Source organism: Curtobacterium sp. NPDC088465, assembly GCF_044753165.1.
GTDB lineage: Bacteria > Actinomycetota > Actinomycetes > Actinomycetales > Microbacteriaceae > Curtobacterium.
On sequence record NZ_JBIVMR010000002.1, the window covers coordinates 909,424 to 928,570 of the forward strand.

Sequence of the window (19,147 nt, forward strand, 5' to 3'; positions counted from 1 at the left end):
CTGGTTACAGGTCGGCGACTCTCTACAAGCACAACGGTCAGCGGCCCGTGACGTTCAGCACGGCCTGAGCCACGGCTCGACCCGCACCAGGTCGTGCCATCCATCACCCAGGACGGTGTGAAGCTCCTGCTCCGGCACCGGAAGCAACGTGCCGACGAAGGCATCCCACCGTGGACCCGGCCGCTCGCCGACTCGCACCTCGTACGGCAGCCACGAGTCCGGTACCCGATCAAGACAGTCGAACACGGCGTCGGCGTCCGACGGCAGCGCACGCTCGTCGGCCTTCGATCCAGCCGAACGGCCGAGCACCCGCGTCACGTTCCCGATGCTCCCGTGATCCGGGTACGAGCTCGGCGCGTCGATCTCCACGAGGTACCGCTGATCTCCGTCCGTGACTTCCAGATCAGGACCGGTGCGCGCCCACCAGCACTGCGGATCGGAAGAGGGAATCCACCGTTCGACTCCACCGGTCGGCTCGGCGATCAACACGCCGGCCCGGCGGACGAAGAACACCTCCGCGAGCATCAGCGCCACGTGGTCACACCCACTGCTTCCGGTAGGTGTACAGCCACCACCGGCCGCACGGCTTTCGGCAGGAGAAGTCCTTCACATCTTGATAGTGCCGCATGATGGCGCGCCCGCGGGCTCGACAGGTGGCTTGGGACGAGTAGGTCGTACCGTCCCACCGCTGCCACACGTACGACCATCGGTACGGCGAGATCTCCACAGCGGAGGTGGCGGCGGAATGAGCAGGAGCCGCCTCAGCACGATCGGCAGACGTCGGTAGGACGACCCCGGCCGCGGTCACAGCAGCAGTCGTGCTGAGGACCAAGCGAAACCAAAAGCCGTGAATCATCGTGTGGTTGTTCATACGGCGAAGCTGCCAAGGATCCGCAACTGATGTATCAACATCAAGTGACGGGCTTGCTACGAGTACGTCATGACAGGTGCGAGGTCGTCTGCGCTCGCTTGCGCGCTGCGCAGCGGCAGTCGAGACGTCGCAGTGCTCAACAACTCCGCGACCGGTCGCCGCGCGCCGAATGTTCCCCGCACGACCGTCCCTCTCTCGCTCGCGGTCGTCGCCGGTGTCCTCGCCCTCGCGACGGTCCCCGGCTTCCTGCTCCGCAGCTGGACCGGCCGAGGCCGCGCGGTCACTCCGGACGCTGGTCGCCCCTCCACGTCGGTGACTGACCTCGCCAGCCGGCAGGCTTTCGGCACCGCCGCCACGCTCCTCCAGCTCTCGACTCCCACGTGTGCGCGCTGCCCCGCCGGGGCGCGGCAGCTCAATGGGGTCGCCGCGTCGAGGTCGACGACGGCAGTGGGTCCGGTCCGAGTCCGACGACTCGAGATCGCACCAAGAAGCAACTGCCGCTGGAACCGTCGTCGAGGCCGAACTCGACCGGTGGGCGAGAGTCGTCGAAACAACTCGACGCAGTGGCGGTGGCTGACTCTCAGCCCATCTCAGGCGACGTCGGTCCCGAGCATCCGTTACCGAGAAGGACGAGCATGCGTCAGTATTGATCCGAGGCGCCCGCCCTACCCGAAGTCCTCAGCAGGAGACCACGATGACGAAGTCCACCCAGCCCGACGCCACCGACGAAGAGCGAGCCGCAGTCGAGCACGAGCGCGAGGAGCTCAAGGACTTCGTCAAGGGCCTCACCGGCGACGACATCAAGTCAGGGAACTGGTTCTCGAAGCTCTTGGGAAGTGCTCTGGCTACCTACACGAAGAAGGTGGACGCCGGGTACTTCCAGGAGCGCTACAAGGGCGTCCCCGCAGACGCCATCGTCGACCAGCGCATCAAGATGGCGGCCCGCTATGCAGCGATCGAGGGCGGTCTCTCGGCGAGCGCGTACACGGCGGCGATGGTCGCAACACTCGGGTCGCTTGGTGGCGCATCACCTCTGACGCTCCCCGCCGCCGGTGTGACCCTGCTCGTCGACGTTGCCCACACAGCGCGGCTCCAGCTGCACCTCGCTTACGACATCGCAGTGCTCTACCGCGTGCCCATCGACATCGACGACCCGGACGACCTGTGGAAGCTGATCCGTGTCGCCTTCACGATCCGAAGCGCGCAAGCGGTCAACGAGGGCGTCCTCAAAGTGGTCCCCGCCCTGGTCCGACCCCTGATCAAGACCTTCTACTCGAAGGGCGTACTGACGACGGCTCGCGGCCTGCCCTACGTCGGGAAGTTCCTCCTCCAGCGGAACGTCGTCAAGATCGGGATCCCGCTCGTCGGCGTCCCGCTGTCCGTCGCACTCAACTACTACTCGACCGTGGTCGCCGGGAAGCATGCGCGCACGGTCTTCCGCAACGACGCACGCGTGGAAGAGGCTGCGGTGGCATCGGTGGTCAAGTCCGACCACCCCCGTTCGTTGTTGTGGGTGGCGTGGATGATGGTGCTCGCGGACGGCAAGATCACCGACGACGAAGCGCTCTTCATGCGGAGGCTGGCTGCACAGCTGCACGACCAGCACGATCTGACCGATGAACAACTCGCGAACGTGATCGATCTCGACGTCGAGGATGTGTGGCGGCGACTCGACGACGAGACCGGCGATCTCGCTGACCTCATCGACGTGGCGGTGAAGACCGCAGAGATCGATGGGACGGTGCACAAGCTTGAGACGGCCGTGCTCGATGAGCTGCGGGAACGGTACGGCGATCGAGGACGCGCGGCCGCCGAGTAGCTGGAACGGGCTCGACCACCGCTGAGTCCGAGTAGCAGCAACGGCGGAGGGACGCTGCGCGCATCAGTGCGGGAACTGGCGCGTGCGGCGGCGATCACCCCCTTAGGGTGAGAGTCGGTGCAGCTTGTAGCAGCACAGGGGTGAGAGGGAACACGACGTGTCGTTGATCGAAGTCGATTCGGCAGCTACTGGCCAAGGAAGGCCGAACATCGCGCCGGGGAGCGTGGTGCTCGTCCGTGACGCCGAGTGGCTCGTACTCTCGACGGCGCCGACCGGCTCCGGCCTCCTCGTCACGGCGCAAGGCCTGTCCGAGCTCGTCCGGGACACCACCGCGACCTTCTACAGCGACCTCGACGACATCGAAGCACTCGATCCCGCTCAGGCGAAGGTCGAAGCGGATGGTTCGTCCGGCTACCGCCGCGCGAAGCTCTGGCTCGAGGCGACCCTCCGGAAGGCTCCGGTGCCGCTGCACGAGGACGCCCTGACGGTGAGCACGCAGATGCTCGCCGACCCGCTCGACTACCAGCGCGCGGCAGTCCGGAAGGCCCTCGACCGCGACAACCTCCGTCCACGCCTCCTGATCGCGGACGCCGTCGGCCTCGGCAAGACCATCGAGATCGGCATGATCCTCTCCGAGCTCGTTCGTCGAGGCCGCGGCGAGCGCATCCTCATCGTGACGCCGAAGCACGTCCTCGAGCAGATGCAGCAGGAGATGTGGACGAAGTTCGCACTCCCCTTCGTCCGGCTCGACTCCCTCGGTATCCAGCGCGTGCGTCAGAAGCTCCCGGCGACCCGCAACCCGTTCAGCATGTACAAGCGGGCGATCATCTCAGTGGACACGCTCAAGCAGAGCCAGTACCGCAGCCACCTCGAGAAGCAGCGCTGGGATGCCGTCGTCATCGACGAGGCACACAACGTGATGAACAACACGACCTTGAACGGCGAGCTCGCGTCGCGTCTCGCCCCGCAGACGGATGCGCTCATCCTCGCGTCCGCGACGCCGCACAACGGCAAGAAGGATTCGTTCGCACGGCTCGTGCGCTTGCTCGACCCGACCGCGGTGACGCCGGAAGGTGAGCTGATCGAGGACGAGGTGAAGCGACTCATCATCCGCCGCCACCGGCACAGTCCTGCCGTCGCGATGGAGGTCGGCGCCGACTGGGCAGAAAGGCAGGAGCCGAACAACGTCCTGGTCCCTGCGTCTCCTGCCGAGGCGGCGATCGCCGAGGAGCTCTCCACAGTGTGGCTCCACCCGAAAGGCGGTCGGTCCCCGTACTCCGGCGAGAACGCGTCACTCTTCCCCTGGACCCTCGCGAAGGCGTTCCTGTCGTCACCTAGTGCGCTGGACGAATCGGTGCGCGAGCGCCTGAAGCGGCTCCCGAAGGGCGATGCCGACGGCGATGTCCAGCGCGAGATCGACGCGCTGGAGCGACTCGAGCAGCTCACCGTCACCGCGCTGAACTCGAGATCCGGGAAGTACGACGCCCTCCTGCAGCATGCCAAGAACATCGGCGTCGGCCCGAAGTCCGAGGAACGCCTCGTGGTGTTCTCTGAGCGCGTTGCGACCCTGCACTGGCTGCGCCAGAAGCTCGCGAAGGACCTCAAGCTGTCGGACAAGCAGATCCGCGTGATGCACGGAGGTCTGACGGACCAGGAGCAGCAGGAGCTCGTGGACAGCTTCAAGCAGTCCGCCTCCCCCATCCGCGTGCTGATCACCGGCGACGTCGCGAGCGAGGGAGTGAACCTCCACTCCCAGTGCCACGAACTCGTGCACTTCGACATCCCGTGGAGCCTCATCCGCATCGAACAGCGGAACGGCCGCATCGATCGGTACGGCCAGCGGCACTCCCCCCGCATCACGACCCTGCTGCTCGACGTCGACGACGACGAGTTCTCGGGAGACGTCCGCGTCCTCCGGAACCTGCTCGAACGCGAGACCGAGGCGCACGCAGCGCTCGGCGACGTCGCTTCGCTCATGGGTGAGTACAGCGCTGCCGCCGAAGAGTCAGCCATCCGCGACGTACTGCTCCGCAAGCGCAGCTTCGGCGACGCGGTGCCGACAGTCGAGGCCATTCTCGAGGACGGTGACGAGATCACGCGGCTCATGGCGGAACTCGCGGCCGAGCAGGCGAGCGAGAGCAATCAGGACGCCACACGGGCACCCGATGACACCGCGAAGAACGAGACCGCGAACCGTCAGCAGCGCGACAAGACTGACATCGGTACCGGCCTGTTCCCGGACCTCGTATCGTTCCTCGACACAGCGCTGGCCGAACGCTTCACCACGCCGACCGCCGACGTCAACCACGGCGGCGTCGCCTGGTCCCGCACCAACGCCATCGCGCAGATCGACCCCACGGCCGATCTCCGACAGCGGCTCGAAGTCCTGCCGCAGTCGTACCTCCGCGACCGGCGGGTCACGGAGCGACTGCTCCTGGCGACCACACCGATCCAGGGCAAGGCCGAGGTGAACAATGCCATCAACGACAAGTCGAGCCCCTCGACCTGGCCGCACGCGCACTTCCTCGGCCCGCTGCACCCGGTCCTCGACTGGGCGGCGGACAGCGCACTCTCCCGGCTCGGGCGCAACCGCGTGTATGCGGTCCGTGGCGTCGTCGACCACCCCGTCGTCGTCGTCCACGCCACCCTGACGAACCGCGCCGGCCAGGTCGTCGCCGGGTCGTTCCTCACCGTCGACTTCCCCGACGTCGCGCAGCACTCGTTCCACTTCACCCAGCCGCACGCCGACGCACGCTCCGCCCTGGCGCACGTCGGGTTCACCTCGGAGGTCAAGACCAACCCGGGAGCGGTCGACGTCGCACCACTGCAACACCTCATCCCCGTGGCCGTCGAGGCCGCCCGCAACCAGGCGGTCCAGCAGATGGAGGCCACAGCAGACGACATCCGCCGTCGCGTGCACGAGTGGGCCGCACGGATCGACGACTGGCAGGGCGCCGCCGCGGAGCAGGCCCAATTGCGCGGGCTCCGCGAGCACCGAGACCGCGTCGACGACGAATCGAAGCTCGTGGACCGCATGACACCGAACCAGCACTTCGTGCGACCCCTGTTGGTCGTCGTCCCGCAGGACAGCCCGGCAGCCCCCGAACACCCTGGAAGCGAGCACTGACCCGTGGGAACCCTCACCTCGGAAGCGATCGTCGTCGGCGAAGACTGGATCAGCGAGCACTACCTCACCACCGACGCGAAGTCGCAGTCCTTCCAGAGCCGCGTGCTCGAGCGACGGGCGGCCTGGGATGCGGAGGACGCAGTGGGCGGCCCGTCCACGCGCGCTCGCTTCACAGCGAAGCGGGCCGAGCTGATGGGGCTGCTCGCGGTCGTCAACCCGGAGGGCGTCGACGTCGCCGCTGACGGACGGGAGGCGCTCCACGCGCTGTCGACGCAGCTGCGGTCCGTCTTCGGATACGTCCAGGGCGTCTTCCACCTCGGCGAGACGGGTCCGGTCCGGCGCGTCGCAATCCACGGACTGGAGGACGCAGCGCCGCTGGCACTGATCGATGCCAAGCCGGTCGCGCAGATCGAGGACCTGCTCACCAAGGACGGCGACACGCTGCTGTCGAGCTGGACGCCGAACGATGATGACCCGAAGCCGCTGACCTCCGTCGTTCGCGCACTGTCGGTCGTGTTCGAGGGGACGGCGAAGTTCGCGCTCGTCTTCGCCGGCCGGTGGCTGCTGATCGCCGAACGCGACCGGTGGTACGAGGGCCGGTACCTCGCGCTCGACCTGCAGCTCGTGTGCGAGCGCAACGACGCCAAGCGTGGCGGTGAGATCGACCGTGTCCTGACCTGCGTGGAGGCCGCGTCGCTCGCCCCCGACGGTGACGGCGACGTGTGGTGGAGCGCGACGCTCGAGGACGCAGTCAAGCACACAGTCGGTGTCTCCGAGGACCTCCGTGAGGGTGTCCGGGAGTCGATCGAGATCATCGCGAACGACGTGGTGGAGCGCCGCCGGGAGCGGGGCCTGGATCCGCTGCCGAAGGAGCAGGCCCAGCCGCTGGCCAAGCAATCGCTGCGCTTCCTCTACCGGATCCTGTTCCTCCTCTACGCCGAGGCCTCTCCGCAGCTCGGCGTCCTGCCGGTGAACGCGCCGGAGTACGAGAACGGCTACAGCCTCGACCGTCTCCGGGAGCTCGCGCTCGTCGTGATCGAGAGCCCGCAGGGTGAGCGTGCCACGCACCTGTACCAGTCGCTCGACGTACTGTTCCGCCTCGTGGACCGCGGCCACGCGCCCGAGGCGAGAGACGACGACGGAGCTGAGCCGGGCCTCCAGTTCGAGAGCCTGCGAGCGGACCTGTTCAAGCCGGAGGCGATCGCCCTGATCGGCGAGGTCGGTCTCAGCGACCGGAACCTGCAGCAGGTGCTTCGCCGACTGCTCCTGAGCAAGGAGACGAAGGGCAGGGACCGGGGCTACATCAGTTACGCCGATCTCGGGATCAATCAGCTCGGTGCGGTCTACGAGGGCCTGATGTCCTACACGGGGTTCTTCGCCGAGGAAGACCTGTTCGAGGTCGCGCCGAACGGCGACCCGTCGAAGGGCTCGTGGGTCGTCCCCGTCGGGCGCGAGAGCGGCATCGAATCGCACCACTTCGTGACACGCGAAGATCCGACAACAGGCCAGCCGAAGCGGGTGCGGCACCCCGCGGGCTCCTTCGTCTACCGGCTCGCAGGACGCGAGCGCCAGCAGTCCGCGTCGTACTACACCCCGGAGGTGCTGACGCAGTTCACGGTGTCCCAAGCGCTCGAGGAGCTCCTCGACCAGGACGGCCAGCGGACGAGCGCGGAGGACATCCTCTCGCTGACGGTCTGCGAGCCCGCGCTCGGCTCGGGCGCGTTCGCGATCGAGGCCGTTCGCCAGCTCGCTGAGCAGTACCTGAAGCGCCGAGAGGAGGAGCTCGGTGAGCGCGTCGATCCTGACGACCGACCGCGTCAGCTGCAGAAGATCAAGGCGGCGATCGCGCTCCACCAGGTGTACGGCGTCGACCTCAACGCGACCGCCGTCGAGTTCGCAGAGATCACGTTGTGGCTCGACACCATGTCGGAGGGGCTCGAGGCTCCCTGGTTCGGCCTGCACCTGCGACGCGGGAACTCGTTGATCGGTGCGCGCCGCGCCGTTTACGACCGGTCGTCAATCTCCAGCAAGGCGTGGCTCAAGCAGGTGCCGCGCGACGTTCCGCTCTTCAACGAGACGGAACTCGGCGACGGCCAGCTCCGCGCGACGACCGCTGGTGCTGTGCATCACTTCCTCCTGCCCGCTGAGGGTTGGGGCAGCGCGGTTGACGCAAAGGAGGCGAAGGAACTCGCGCCGGAAGCGCTCGCTGCGTTGAAGACGTGGCGACGCGGCATCTCGGCGAAGCCGAACTCGAAGCAGATCGACCAGCTCATCGCGCTCGCCTACCGTGTCGAGACGCTGTGGGACCTCGCGCGGCGGCGACTGACGATCGCCGAACAGGAGATCCGACGCGACATCCCACTGTGGGGCCGCGAGCGGCCAGATTCGGAGCGGAAGCCCGTCGTCTCACGCGAAGAAATCGAGCGGACCCTCAACGACCCGGACGGCGCGTACCAGCGACTTCGTCGTGGGATGGACGCGTGGTGCGCGATGTGGTTCTGGCCGCTCACGAACACGCTCACCGACGGCGCGACGCCGCCAACGCTCGACGAGTGGATCGCGACGCTCCGCGAATTGCTCGGAGAGCACACGGTCGCAAAGCCCAAGGCGGTCGCCCACGGCCAGGTCACCCTCGGATCGTCACAGTCCGGCTGGGAGGCGCTCAACGACGAGGAGCGCGACGACCTCGACTTCGCGAGCGCCCGCCGCGTCGAAGACGTTCTCCGGGACCACCCGTGGCTCGTTGCGACGCAGCGAGTCGCAGAGCAGCAAGGCTTCTTCCACTGGGAGCTCGACTTCGCGAGCGTGTTCGAGCGCGGCGGCTTCGATCTGCAAGTGGGTAACCCTCCTTGGGTGCGGCCGCGCTCCGACGTCAACGCGCTCCTCGCAGAGGGCGATCCGTGGTGGCAGCTCGCGGTCAAGCCGACGCAGTCGACGGTCACCTCCCGGCGAACGCAGACGCTGGAGATTCCTGGCATTCGCGAGCTGCTCCTGGACGGAACCATCGAGGTCGCAGCCTTGTCGAGCTTCGTCGGGTCGCCCGTCAACTTCCCGGTGCTGTCTGGACTCCAGCCGGACCTCTACCGCTGCTTCATGGCGCAGACGTGGAGTCACAGCAGTGAGTCCGGAACGACCGGGCTCATCCATCCTGAAACACACTTCACCGATGAAAAGGCCGGCCCTTTACGAGCCGCTACTTACCCTCGCCTGCGGCGCCATTGGCAGTTCGTCAACGAGCTCCGCTTGTTCGACATCCACAACCTTGTCACCTACGGCACGCACGTGTACTCGAGTGCCGGCGCAGTCGGCTTTTCCCAAGCGACGAATCTTTACCACCCGCAGACTGTGCTCGGATCGCTGCGGCACACTGGTGAGGGCGAAGAGCCGGGTCTGAAGGACCGCGACGGCAAGTGGGACCTCCGGCCGCACCGCTCCCGTCTCGTCCGCGTAGATTTCGATGAACTCGCGACATGGCATGCAGTTTTGGAGAACGACTCCACTCCCGTCATCCAGTCGCGCATGATTTACACCGTCAATCGCTCCATCGCGGCCGTTCTCGGCAAAGTCGCCCGTTCGCCGCGGACAGCAGGCGATGAACATCTCCTCTTCTCCCCGGGCCTCACCGAGACACAAGCCCGTGAAGACAAGGTCATCGCCTTCGACTGGGGCGAGGCACGCACACCGCGCGATGTCGTCCTTCAGGGTCCGAATATCTTCACATTGAATCCGTTCTATAAAGCACCGAATGAATCAATGCGGAACAATAAGGATTGGGTACAACTAGACCTGGAGCAACTCCCAAGGGACGCTCGACCAGTTACCTCATACACCCCAGAAGCTGACTTCGACACTTACAGAAACAGTTACACAAAATGGGGGCAAGGAAGGCCGATCGATTACCCTCGGGTGAGCTGGCGCGCAATGGCCGCAAACACGGGGGAACGCACGTTGATACCGACCGTTCTGCCACGCCACTACGGGCATGTGAATGTTATATTCAGCGCCGGAAGCCCTTCCGCGAAAGTAGAAGACTTATTGCGGATCACGGCCGGTATGAGCTCAATGATCGCCGACCTGAGCGTGCGAGCCGCACCAAAGAGCAACATATACATGTCAGTCACGAATAGGCTCCCGGTGCCAGCGCAATCTTTTCGAGGGAACACCGGCCTACGCTTGAGGGCAGCGCGGCTCGCCGCCCTCACCGAGGACTTTGCCGAATTCTGGATTCCGAGCGCCTTCACTTCCGGCACGAGCTTTGGAGAGTGGGCAGGAGGAATTGCTTACGAGGGGCGCCCGCCACTCAGCATCGAATCAGCCTCCTGGGATGTCGACGTGCCTCTTCGCCGAGCGTCCGACCGGCGTCAAGCTCTCGTTGAGATCGACGCGCTTGTCGCGCTGGCGCTTGGCCTGAGTGCCGACGAACTGTGCACGGTTTATCGAACCCAGTTCCCCGTGCTGTACGGCTACGACCGCAACGTGTACTTCTACGATGCGAACGGCCGACTGGTGCCGAACGAGGTGCTCAAGGTGTGGCGTCAGAAGCAGGACGCGATCAGCGAGGAAGAACGGACCGCGACGAATGCGTCGGGCAACACGTACACGTACGAGTTGCCGTTCCGCACGCTCGATCGCGAGGCTGACATGCGCCAGGCGTACGCCCACTTCGAGAAGCTCTTGAAGGACGAAGCATGAGCGAGCTCCTCCCCTCCGTGCAGGCCGGCGAGATCACGAAGGGGCTCGTCGACTTCTTGACGACGACGTTCGCGCTTTCCGAGCCCGAGGCGCAGACGACACTGCAGCAGTTCCTGCAGGACCCGGATGACGGCATCTTCCGCGGCCCGTACGTCCGGCTCCGGCTACCGTTCCGCGCGGCGGATCCCGGCTGGGAGACGGCACTCGAGTGGACTCCCCCGGTTGCCCCGTACGGGCACCAGGCAGAAGCGATTGCTCGGCTCTCCAGTCTGCAGACGCCCGAGCACGACGGTCCACAGCCGACGCTGGTCACGACCGGAACCGGTTCGGGCAAGACCGAGGCGTTCCTCTACCCGATCGTCGACCACGTCCTGCGCGCGAAGCGCCAGGGCATCGAGGGGATCAAGGCGCTCATCCTCTACCCGATGAACGCGCTGGCGAACGACCAGGCTCGGCGCATCACCGACCTGATCATGACCGACTCGGCCCTCGGCGGTATCCGAGCGGCGCTCTACGTCGGCGAGGAAGGCCCCCAGCGTTCGGCCGTGACGAAGGACGGGCTGATCACTTCCCGTCCCGCCATGCGGGAGCAAGCGCCGGACATTCTGCTCACCAACTACAAGATGCTGGATCAGCTGCTGTTGCGTCCGTCGGACGCGACCCTCTGGGACCAGAGCGCCACGAGCCTCCAGTACCTGGTCCTGGACGAGTTCCACACGTACGACGGCGCGCAGGGGACGGACGTGGCGATGCTGCTGCGTCGCCTCGGACTCGCGCTCAAGGGACGTTGGGCAGACGATGACTTCGACGATGCGGCGCGGCAGCGTCCACTCGGCGTCGTGACGCCAGTCGCCACGTCGGCGACGCTCGGTGACGGGAGTGATCCGACCGCGATGATCGCGTTCGCGAACACGGTGTTCGGCGGCGGCTTCGACGCGTCGAGCGTCGTCACGGAAACACGTCTGTCCGTCGACGAGTGGGCTCGTGAAGCCATCGAGGCGGTCGAGAAGCTGCGCCTGGCACCGGTTCCGCTGATCGACGCTCGCGCCGCGCAGCTCCAGGAGCAGCTCTCCGGTCATCGGCGTAGCCCGGAGGAGATCACCGCGGCGGTGCTCGAGCTGCTCTACGTCGCGGTGGAGGACGAGGACGGGCAGGAGCGCTACGCCGAAGCGCTTGCCTCGGCGACCGACGCCGCTGACCGACTCGAGCTCGAGTTCACCCTCGTGTTGGCTCACCCGTTCGTCCGCTCGCTCGTGATCGCGAGCGAGCAGGCGACGTCGCTGGCCGAGCTCGCGCGGACGCTGTTCCCCGACGAACTCGTCTCAGGTGAGCGGCCGGCGGACCGTGACGACGCCCGCCGCACCACGATCGTGATGGTGCTCGCCGCGCTCAGCCACCTCCGCAAGGAGGTCGGACGCCGGTCGGTCTCGGTCGACCTGCACCTCTGGGTGCGTTCGCTCACGCGCGTCGACCGGGCGGCACAGGCGCTGCCCGAATTCCGCTGGGCCGACGATGGCGAGCTGCGCACCGATGCCGGTGTCGGGTCGGCCGGCGCTGAGGTCGCGCCCGCCTTCCCCGCCCTCTACTGCCGGCACTGCGGTCGCAGCGGCTGGGGTGTCGAACTGGCCCCGACCGGCTTGGACCTGGCGCAGACCGATGCGAACATCCGCCGGAATCACGCCACCAGGCAGTCGAAGAGCCGGTTCCGAGCGCTCATCCACGCACCCCGCGAAGGAGAACTCGCCCTCGCCGGCGAGAATGACGACGACGGCCTGACCACCGGTCCGTGGTGGTTCCGCGTCGCCGATCGACAGATCACGAGCGAACGCCCGGACGCCGACGACGAGGGCGTCGCGGTGCCCGTCCTGACGCTGACGGGCAACGACGCGGACGACGAGTCCCGCGACGACGTCTGCCCCAACTGCGGCAAGACGAACGGCATCCGCTTCCTGGGCTCGGCGATCGCCACACAGCTCTCCACGGTGGTGACGACCTTGTTCGGTGATCGGCACCTCGACGTCGGTGAGAAGAAGGCGCTGGTCTTCACCGACAGCGTGCAGGACGCCGCGCACCGCGCGGGCTTCATTCAAAGCCGAGCTCGGGTCTTCAACCTGCGGAACGCCGTTCGACAGGCGGTCGTCGAAGAGACGACGCTCGACGACATCCCGGCAGCGATGATCGCCGCCGCGCGGACGCCCAGCGAGCGGTACCGGCTCCTCCCGCCCGACCTCGCCGAGCGGAACGGCTTCCGCGGGTTCTGGGACACGGACAAGGCCGTGTCTGCAGTCGTCAAGAAGCGTGTGCAGCGGAGGCTCGCCTTCGACCTCGCGCTCGAGTTCGGGCTCGAATCGCGGGTCGGGCGCACCCTCGAGGAGACCGGCAGTCTGGCCGCGCACGTCGAAGCGGGGCCGGCAAGCCGCCTGGAGGCAGTGGGGCGCGCAGCCGTCGAAGGTCTCGAAGTCGCCTGGTCGCTCGACGACACCCGTGACGGTCTCCTCGACGCCGCATCCGTCGTCCGCTGGTTGCGCGGCACCCTCGAGCGGCTGCGCGAGCGCGGCGCGATCGACCACCCCTGGCTGGTCCGGTACGTCGAGAACGACGGCAACCGTCACTGGGTGTGGGGCGGCCGGCCGCGGCACGAGGGCATGCCTGCGTTCCCACAGGGTCGCGAAGCTCCGGCGTTCGCGCGGGTGGGCAAGAAGACGACCAGCGCACGTGAGTCGGCGCTCGACACCGTCACATCGTCGCAGAGCTGGTACGCGCGCTGGACTGCTCGCTGCCTCGGGGTCGTCCCGTCTGCGGGCGAGAAGCTCGCACGACGACTCTTCGAGACCCTCGACCGCGAGGGGATCGTGACGTCGAGGCCGATCGCTGGTGGCGACACGCGTGCGTACGGGCTCGCGCCGAGCAGCATCATCATCGCGCCGGTCGTCAGCGCGGGCACCGGGCAGACGCTCGTGTGCGACACGTGCGAGACCGAGACGCCGTCCGCGCGCACGACGGTGGACCAACTCGCCGGCGGGCCGTGCACCATGGCGCGGTGCCCTGGCACGCTGCTGCGGAAGGACGCTGCGCCGGAGAACTTCTACCGTGACCAGTACGACAACGGGAAGATGCGCCGTGTCGTCGCCCGCGAACACACGAGCCTGCTCGAGGACAAGCTCCGGCTGGACTACGAGACCCAGTTCAAGAACAGCGACGCGCAGCCGGACGCTCCGAACGTCCTCGTTGCGACCCCGACGCTCGAGATGGGCATCGACATCGGTGACCTGTCGACGGTCTTCCTCGCGGGACTCCCCCGGACGGTGTCGTCCTACCTGCAGCGTGTCGGACGGGCCGGACGTCTGACGGGGAACGCCCTCATCCTCGCGTTCGTCCTCGGACGAGGAGACCAACTGCCGAAGATCGGTGATCCGTCCTTGGTGATCAACGGGGCGGTCCGTCCGCCGGCGACCTACCTGACCGCGGTCGAGATCCTGCGGCGGCAGTACACCGCGTTCGTCATTGATCAACTCGCTGCCGCCGGTGCGATCCCGGAGGTCCAGTACGCGCCGAAGGTCTTGGGCGATTCCGCTGCGGGCTCGTTCCTCGACCTGGTCGTCAGGCATGCGGAAGAACACGCGGAGGAGCATCTCGCTCGCTTCACCGGCGCGTTCGGATCGTTGAACGAGGACGTGGTCAGAGGCCTGTCCGACTGGGCTCGGCCGGAGGGTGCAGCCGACCGGTCGAGCCAGCTCGCGCGGACGCTGCTCGACGCGAGCCTGCACTGGAACCAGGAAATCGAGCGGATCCGGATCCGGATCGGGACGATCGAAGAGTCGCTTCCGGAACTCAAGCGTCTAGCCGAGCTGACGAATGAGAGCGAGGACGTGTCCGCCGCCAGGGCAGCTGAAGCCTCGTTGCGCCTCGCGAGGAAACAGGCGGGGCAACGGCGGACCGAGTTCTGGGTCGCGGCCCTCGAGCGGTACGGCGTGCTCCCGAACTACACGCTGCTCGACGACCGCGTGCAGCTCGATGTCGGTCTCACGTGGATCGACCCCGAGTCCGGTGAGTTCGCCGAGGAACAACGGAGCTACGAGCGAGGGCGCAGCCGAGCGATCAGTGAGTTCGCACCGGGCGCGCACTTCTACGCGCAGGGTCTCGACGTGACGATCGACGCCGTCGATCTCGGGACCGACGGTGAGCAGGTTCGGACCATGGCGTTCTGCCCCGAGTGCGGCTTCGCCCGCGACCTCGACGAGGGTCCTGCACCGACCTGTCCACGGTGCTCGAGCACCGCCATCGCAGACGTCGACCAGCGACTTCGCGTCGTCGAGATCGAGCACGTCTCGGCCGAGGTCCGCCGTGACGAGTCGAGCATCAGCGACGTCAACGAGGAACGTGACCGCGTCCGCTTCACCGTCCAACTCGCCGCAGACCTCGACGACGCTGACGTGTCTGCACAGTGGTACGTCGACGCGGTCGGGTTCGGGTGCAAGTTCGCGCGCTCGATGACGCTGCGCTGGGTGAACCTCGGTCGTGCCGGGCTCGGCGCAAGTCGCTTCGTCGCCGGATCGGAGCACGCCGCTCCGCTGTTCCGCGTCTGCAAGGGCTGCGGAAAGCTCGACCGGGAAGGCGACACGAACAACGCATGGGAACACCGTGCGTGGTGTCGGTTCCGGAAGGACCGCGCCGAGCACACGGACACCATCGCCCTCACGCGGACGCTCACGACACAGGCCATCGTGCTGCGTGTACCGCCGTCCATGACCGTCGGCGACGCATTGTCGATGCCGAGCCTGTCCGCTGCGATCCAGCTCGGTCTGCGAGAGGTCATCGGCGGTGACCCCGACCACCTCCAGCTCGCGACCATCGTCGAGCCCGTTCCTGGCGAGGACGTGAACAACCTCGCACTGCTCATCCACGACACCGTGCCCGGTGGGACCGGCTACCTCGCCGACCTCGCGGACCCCGCGCGCATCCGCGAGGTGTTCGAAGAGGCCCTCGCAGCCCTGGAGCGGTGCGATTGTGCGACCGACCCGGTGCGAGCGGCGTGCGACAAGTGCCTGCTGCCGTTCGCCCCCGGGGGCGATGTGGGAAGCGTGTCGCGCACCAGCGCACTCCACAACCTCCAGGTGCTGCTGCAGTACCGCGACGGGAGCGCGTCGGACTGGTCAACGACCGAGGTCGACCCGGGTGTCCAAGACCCGGAGTCGCACCTCGAGCAGTGGTTCCGGAAGGTGTTCAAGGAGCGCGTGACAGCGCTCGGCGCCAGCCTCAAGGAGATCCCCGGCGAGTGGGGGTCGACGATCCAGGTCACACTCCCTGGACAACACCGGACGTGGTCGTTGCGGCCGCAACAACTCGTCGGCGGCACTCGGCCGGACTTCGTGCTCGAGGCATCGGGGGCTCATGTCCCTCCGATTGCGATCTACACGGACGGTTTCGCGTACCACGCGTCGCCGGCGAACCTGCGGCTCGCGGACGACGCGACGAAGCGCCAGGGCCTGCGCGATCTCGGCTACCGCGTCCTCGCGCTGACGTGGGACGACCTGCGCCGTCTGCGGGACGACGAAGCGGAGCCTGATTTGGGCATCTACGATTCGTCGATGTCCTTGAAGTTCGCCGGGCCGTTCCAGCTGACCCCGGCGGACGTCAAGATGCTCGACGAGAACCCGATCACGACCCTGATGGGCTGGATCCAGAGCCCTGAAGATGCGGCAGCACGGACCGAGCGCCTCGCCGATGCGCTCCCTATGCTCGCGATCCCCAGGGGCAAGATGGTCGCCGAGAGCGGGTCGATCGTCGAGCAGGCGATCGCACTCGCGCTCGCCAGCAGCGGACCGGTCACGGCTGGTCCGACGTCCTGGGCGCTCCGGTCCGCACACCTCGCGATGCTCGCGCGTCGCCCGGTCGGCGTGCAGGGAGCGACGCCGCCCGAGACAGCGCTCGTACTCGACGACGGCCCGGAAGCGTTGACCGCTCCAGGTTTCCGGGAAGCTTGGCATCGATGGCTCCGACTGTCGAACCTGCTCGGAGCCCGCTTGGTCGAGCCGGTGACCATCACGACGGCCAGCTCCAGCACTGGCATCGCCGTTGCTCCGACGGTGCCGGTACGCGAGGAGTCCCGCGCGGATCTCACGACGGAGTGGCAGGAGCTGATCGCGTTGGCCGAGCCGGGAGAGGCGTCGATCCTCCGACAGCTCGCGGAAGTCGGCGGTGTCGTTCCCGTCCTCGGCCACGAGACGAACGGCGGCATTCCCGTCCCGATCGCATGGCCAGAGGAACGCATCGCGCTCGACGCACTGTTGAGCGAAGCAGACCGGGACGAACTCCTCGGTGACGGATGGTCGCTCGTCTCGCCCTCGGACGACCCTGCTCTCCTCCGAATCCCGCGCAACCGGAAGGACTCCTGACATGCCGTTGCTCGTCATGGCGAGCATGCAGCAGAAGCTCGAGAAGGTCGTACAGCTCAAGCTGTTCGCCTTCATGGCCAAACTGCAGGCCGACGACGCCCTGCCCGGCCTGCACATCGAGCCGATGGTCAACGCTGCTGACGCGCGCGCCCGCACCGGCCGTGTCGACCAGGGGCTGCGGGCGGTGCTCTACAAGATCGAGGTGCCGTCCGGGCCGACGACCTACGTCTGCGCGGGTGTGTACGAGCACGACGAGGCCATCAAGATCGCGAAGTCGCAGGTGCTCCGGGTCAACCCGGTCAACGGCGTCACGGAGCTGATCGCCGCGCCTGCGCCAGCGGCACCTGCTCCTCAGGCGGCTCAGTGGATTCCCGAGTCGCCGACTCCGCAGAAGCCGTTCCTCGACCAGTTCGGATACACGGCTGAAGAACTGACGAGCTCGCTCGGCTTCGACTTCGAGACAGCCGAACGACTCCTCGCGTTCGACGCCGAGGACGAACTCCTGGCCTTCGCGGAGTCGTTGCCGAATCAGTGGCAGCAGAACGCAGCGCTCGGTCTCGCGGTCGGTGAGTCGATCGAGGGGATCAAGACCTCCCTTGGACTCGGCGACACGGAGCCGGACACAGCTGCTCCGGCGACGATGGACCGCCCCGCAGAGGTGACGCACAGCGGCTCTCCGGAGGGAACCGAGGCTTCGGAGCTGCTCGAATCACTCAAGCGCCCCGCGTCGCAGATGCAGTTCACGTTCGTCGAAGATAATGAGGAACTTCGCCGAGTCATCGAGGGCGGTGACTTCGGAGCATGGCGCGTGTTCCTGCATCCTGAGCAGCGCGCGTACGCGACACGCACCTACAAGGGTCCGTTTCGCCTGACCGGAGGCGCCGGTACGGGCAAGACCGTGGTCCTGCTGCACCGAGCTCGAGAACTCGCGGTGGACTCGGACGCCCGGATCGTCCTCACGACGTTCACCAGGACTCTCGCGAGCATGCTCGACCGAGACCTCCGACGTCTCGATCCCGCACTCCGTCGCGCAGCGCAGCTCGGCGAGCCCGGCGTCCTCACCGCGGGGATCGATCAGCTTGCGCACGCCGTTCGGGACTCCGCAGATCCGGCCGGCTGGGAACACGCATCGATCGACGCCATCGGGTGGGATGCCGAGCGTTCCACTTCCCTGGTCTCGAACGGCACTGGCTGGGACGAGGCAGTGTTCGACGCCAAGCCCGACCTTCCCGGTGAGCTGCGGTCGCCCGCTTTCCTGGAGAGCGAGTACCTTCAGGTCATCCTGCCCAACGGTGTGACGTCACGCTCGGACTACTTCGCCGCACGACGTCCTGGCCGCGGGGTGGCACTCGACCGGGCGAAGCGCGCGCAGGTGTGGTCGGTCGTCGAGCAGTTCCGGCGCAACGCACGCACCCACCGTCGGCTGTCCTGGGCGGAGCTCTCGTCGGTCGCGGCCGCGTACCTCGATGTCCACCCCGAGGAGCGCCCCGCAGACCATGTCCTCGTCGATGAAGCGCAGGACCTGACCCCGAGCCACTGGAGGATGCTCCGCGCGCTCGTCGGCGAGCACGGCAGCGACCTGTTCATCGCCGAGGACTCGCACCAGCGCATCTACGGGCAGCGGGTCGTGCTGTCGCGTCTCGGCATCAAGATCGTGGGCAGGTCACGGCGTCTGACCCTCAATTACCGCACGACGCAACAGAACCTGCGGTACGCCCTCGGCGTGCTCGAAGGTGGCAACTTCACCGACAGCGAAGGAAGCCCGCAGGACGAGCAGGGGTATCGGTCCGCGCGGCTCGGGCCCGAGGTGCGGGTCCGTGGACATCAGACGCCCTCGGCGCAGTACGACGCGCTGGCGCAACAGCTCGAGGACTGGACAGCTGGGTCCGGCGACGTGGAGTCGATCGCAGTGCTCGTCCGGACGAAGAGCGCGACCGAGACTGTGGTGCAACAACTCGCCACGCGGGAGGTGCCAGCTACGGAGAAGTCCGCACGCGGCAAGGTCAGGGTGATGACGATGCACAGCGCCAAGGGCCTCGAGTTCTCCCGGGTCGTCCTGTTCGACGTGTCGGAAGGGGTCGTCCCGAACAAGCTGGCGCTGCAGCACGCCGCGCCCGAGGATCTGGCCGACGCCGAGCTTCGCGAGCGCTCACTGCTCTACGTCGCCGCCAGCCGTGCTCGCGACGAGCTCGTCGTCAGTTGGCAGGGAGCACCGTCTCCGCTCCTCGCGCGGTGAGGGGCAC

At 67.1% G+C, this 19,147-nt stretch carries 6 protein-coding genes; 5 read left to right on the forward strand and 1 reads right to left on the reverse strand.

Annotated elements, in window-relative coordinates; genetic code table 11:
• Positions 1 to 54: 54 nt before the first annotated feature.
• The gene (locus ACIP6W_RS11610; protein ID WP_400429560.1) at positions 55 to 534 is read right to left on the reverse strand and encodes a hypothetical protein; all 480 of its coding nucleotides are present in this window, start codon (positions 532 to 534) and stop codon (positions 55 to 57) included.
• A 1,031-nt stretch (positions 535 to 1,565) separates the two neighbouring features.
• On the opposite strand from ACIP6W_RS11610, the gene ACIP6W_RS11615 reads away from it, so the two are divergent.
• From ACIP6W_RS11615 to ACIP6W_RS11635, 5 genes are all read left to right on the forward strand, one after another.
• Positions 1,566 to 2,690, forward strand: coding sequence for a hypothetical protein (locus ACIP6W_RS11615; RefSeq protein WP_400429562.1), 1,125 nt, complete (start codon positions 1,566 to 1,568; stop codon positions 2,688 to 2,690).
• A 157-nt stretch (positions 2,691 to 2,847) separates the two neighbouring features.
• Positions 2,848 to 5,817 (forward strand): SNF2-related protein, encoded by a 2,970-nt coding sequence (locus ACIP6W_RS11620; RefSeq protein WP_400429564.1) that lies wholly within the window; start codon positions 2,848 to 2,850, stop codon positions 5,815 to 5,817.
• Positions 5,818 to 5,820: 3 nt separating this feature from the next.
• Positions 5,821 to 10,509, forward strand: a complete 4,689-nt coding sequence (locus ACIP6W_RS11625) for an Eco57I restriction-modification methylase domain-containing protein (protein ID WP_400429567.1) — start codon at positions 5,821 to 5,823, stop codon at positions 10,507 to 10,509.
• A complete protein-coding gene (locus ACIP6W_RS11630) occupies positions 10,506 to 16,904 on the forward strand; it encodes a DEAD/DEAH box helicase (RefSeq protein ID WP_400429570.1) in 6,399 nt (2,132 codons plus the stop codon). The genes ACIP6W_RS11625 and ACIP6W_RS11630 overlap by 4 nt, the downstream gene beginning before the upstream one ends.
• 1 nt (position 16,905) lies before the next feature.
• On the forward strand, positions 16,906 to 19,140 hold the full coding sequence (locus ACIP6W_RS11635) for a 3'-5' exonuclease (protein ID WP_400429572.1): 2,235 nt from the start codon (positions 16,906 to 16,908) through the stop codon (positions 19,138 to 19,140).
• The last annotated feature ends 7 nt before the right edge of the window (positions 19,141 to 19,147 follow it).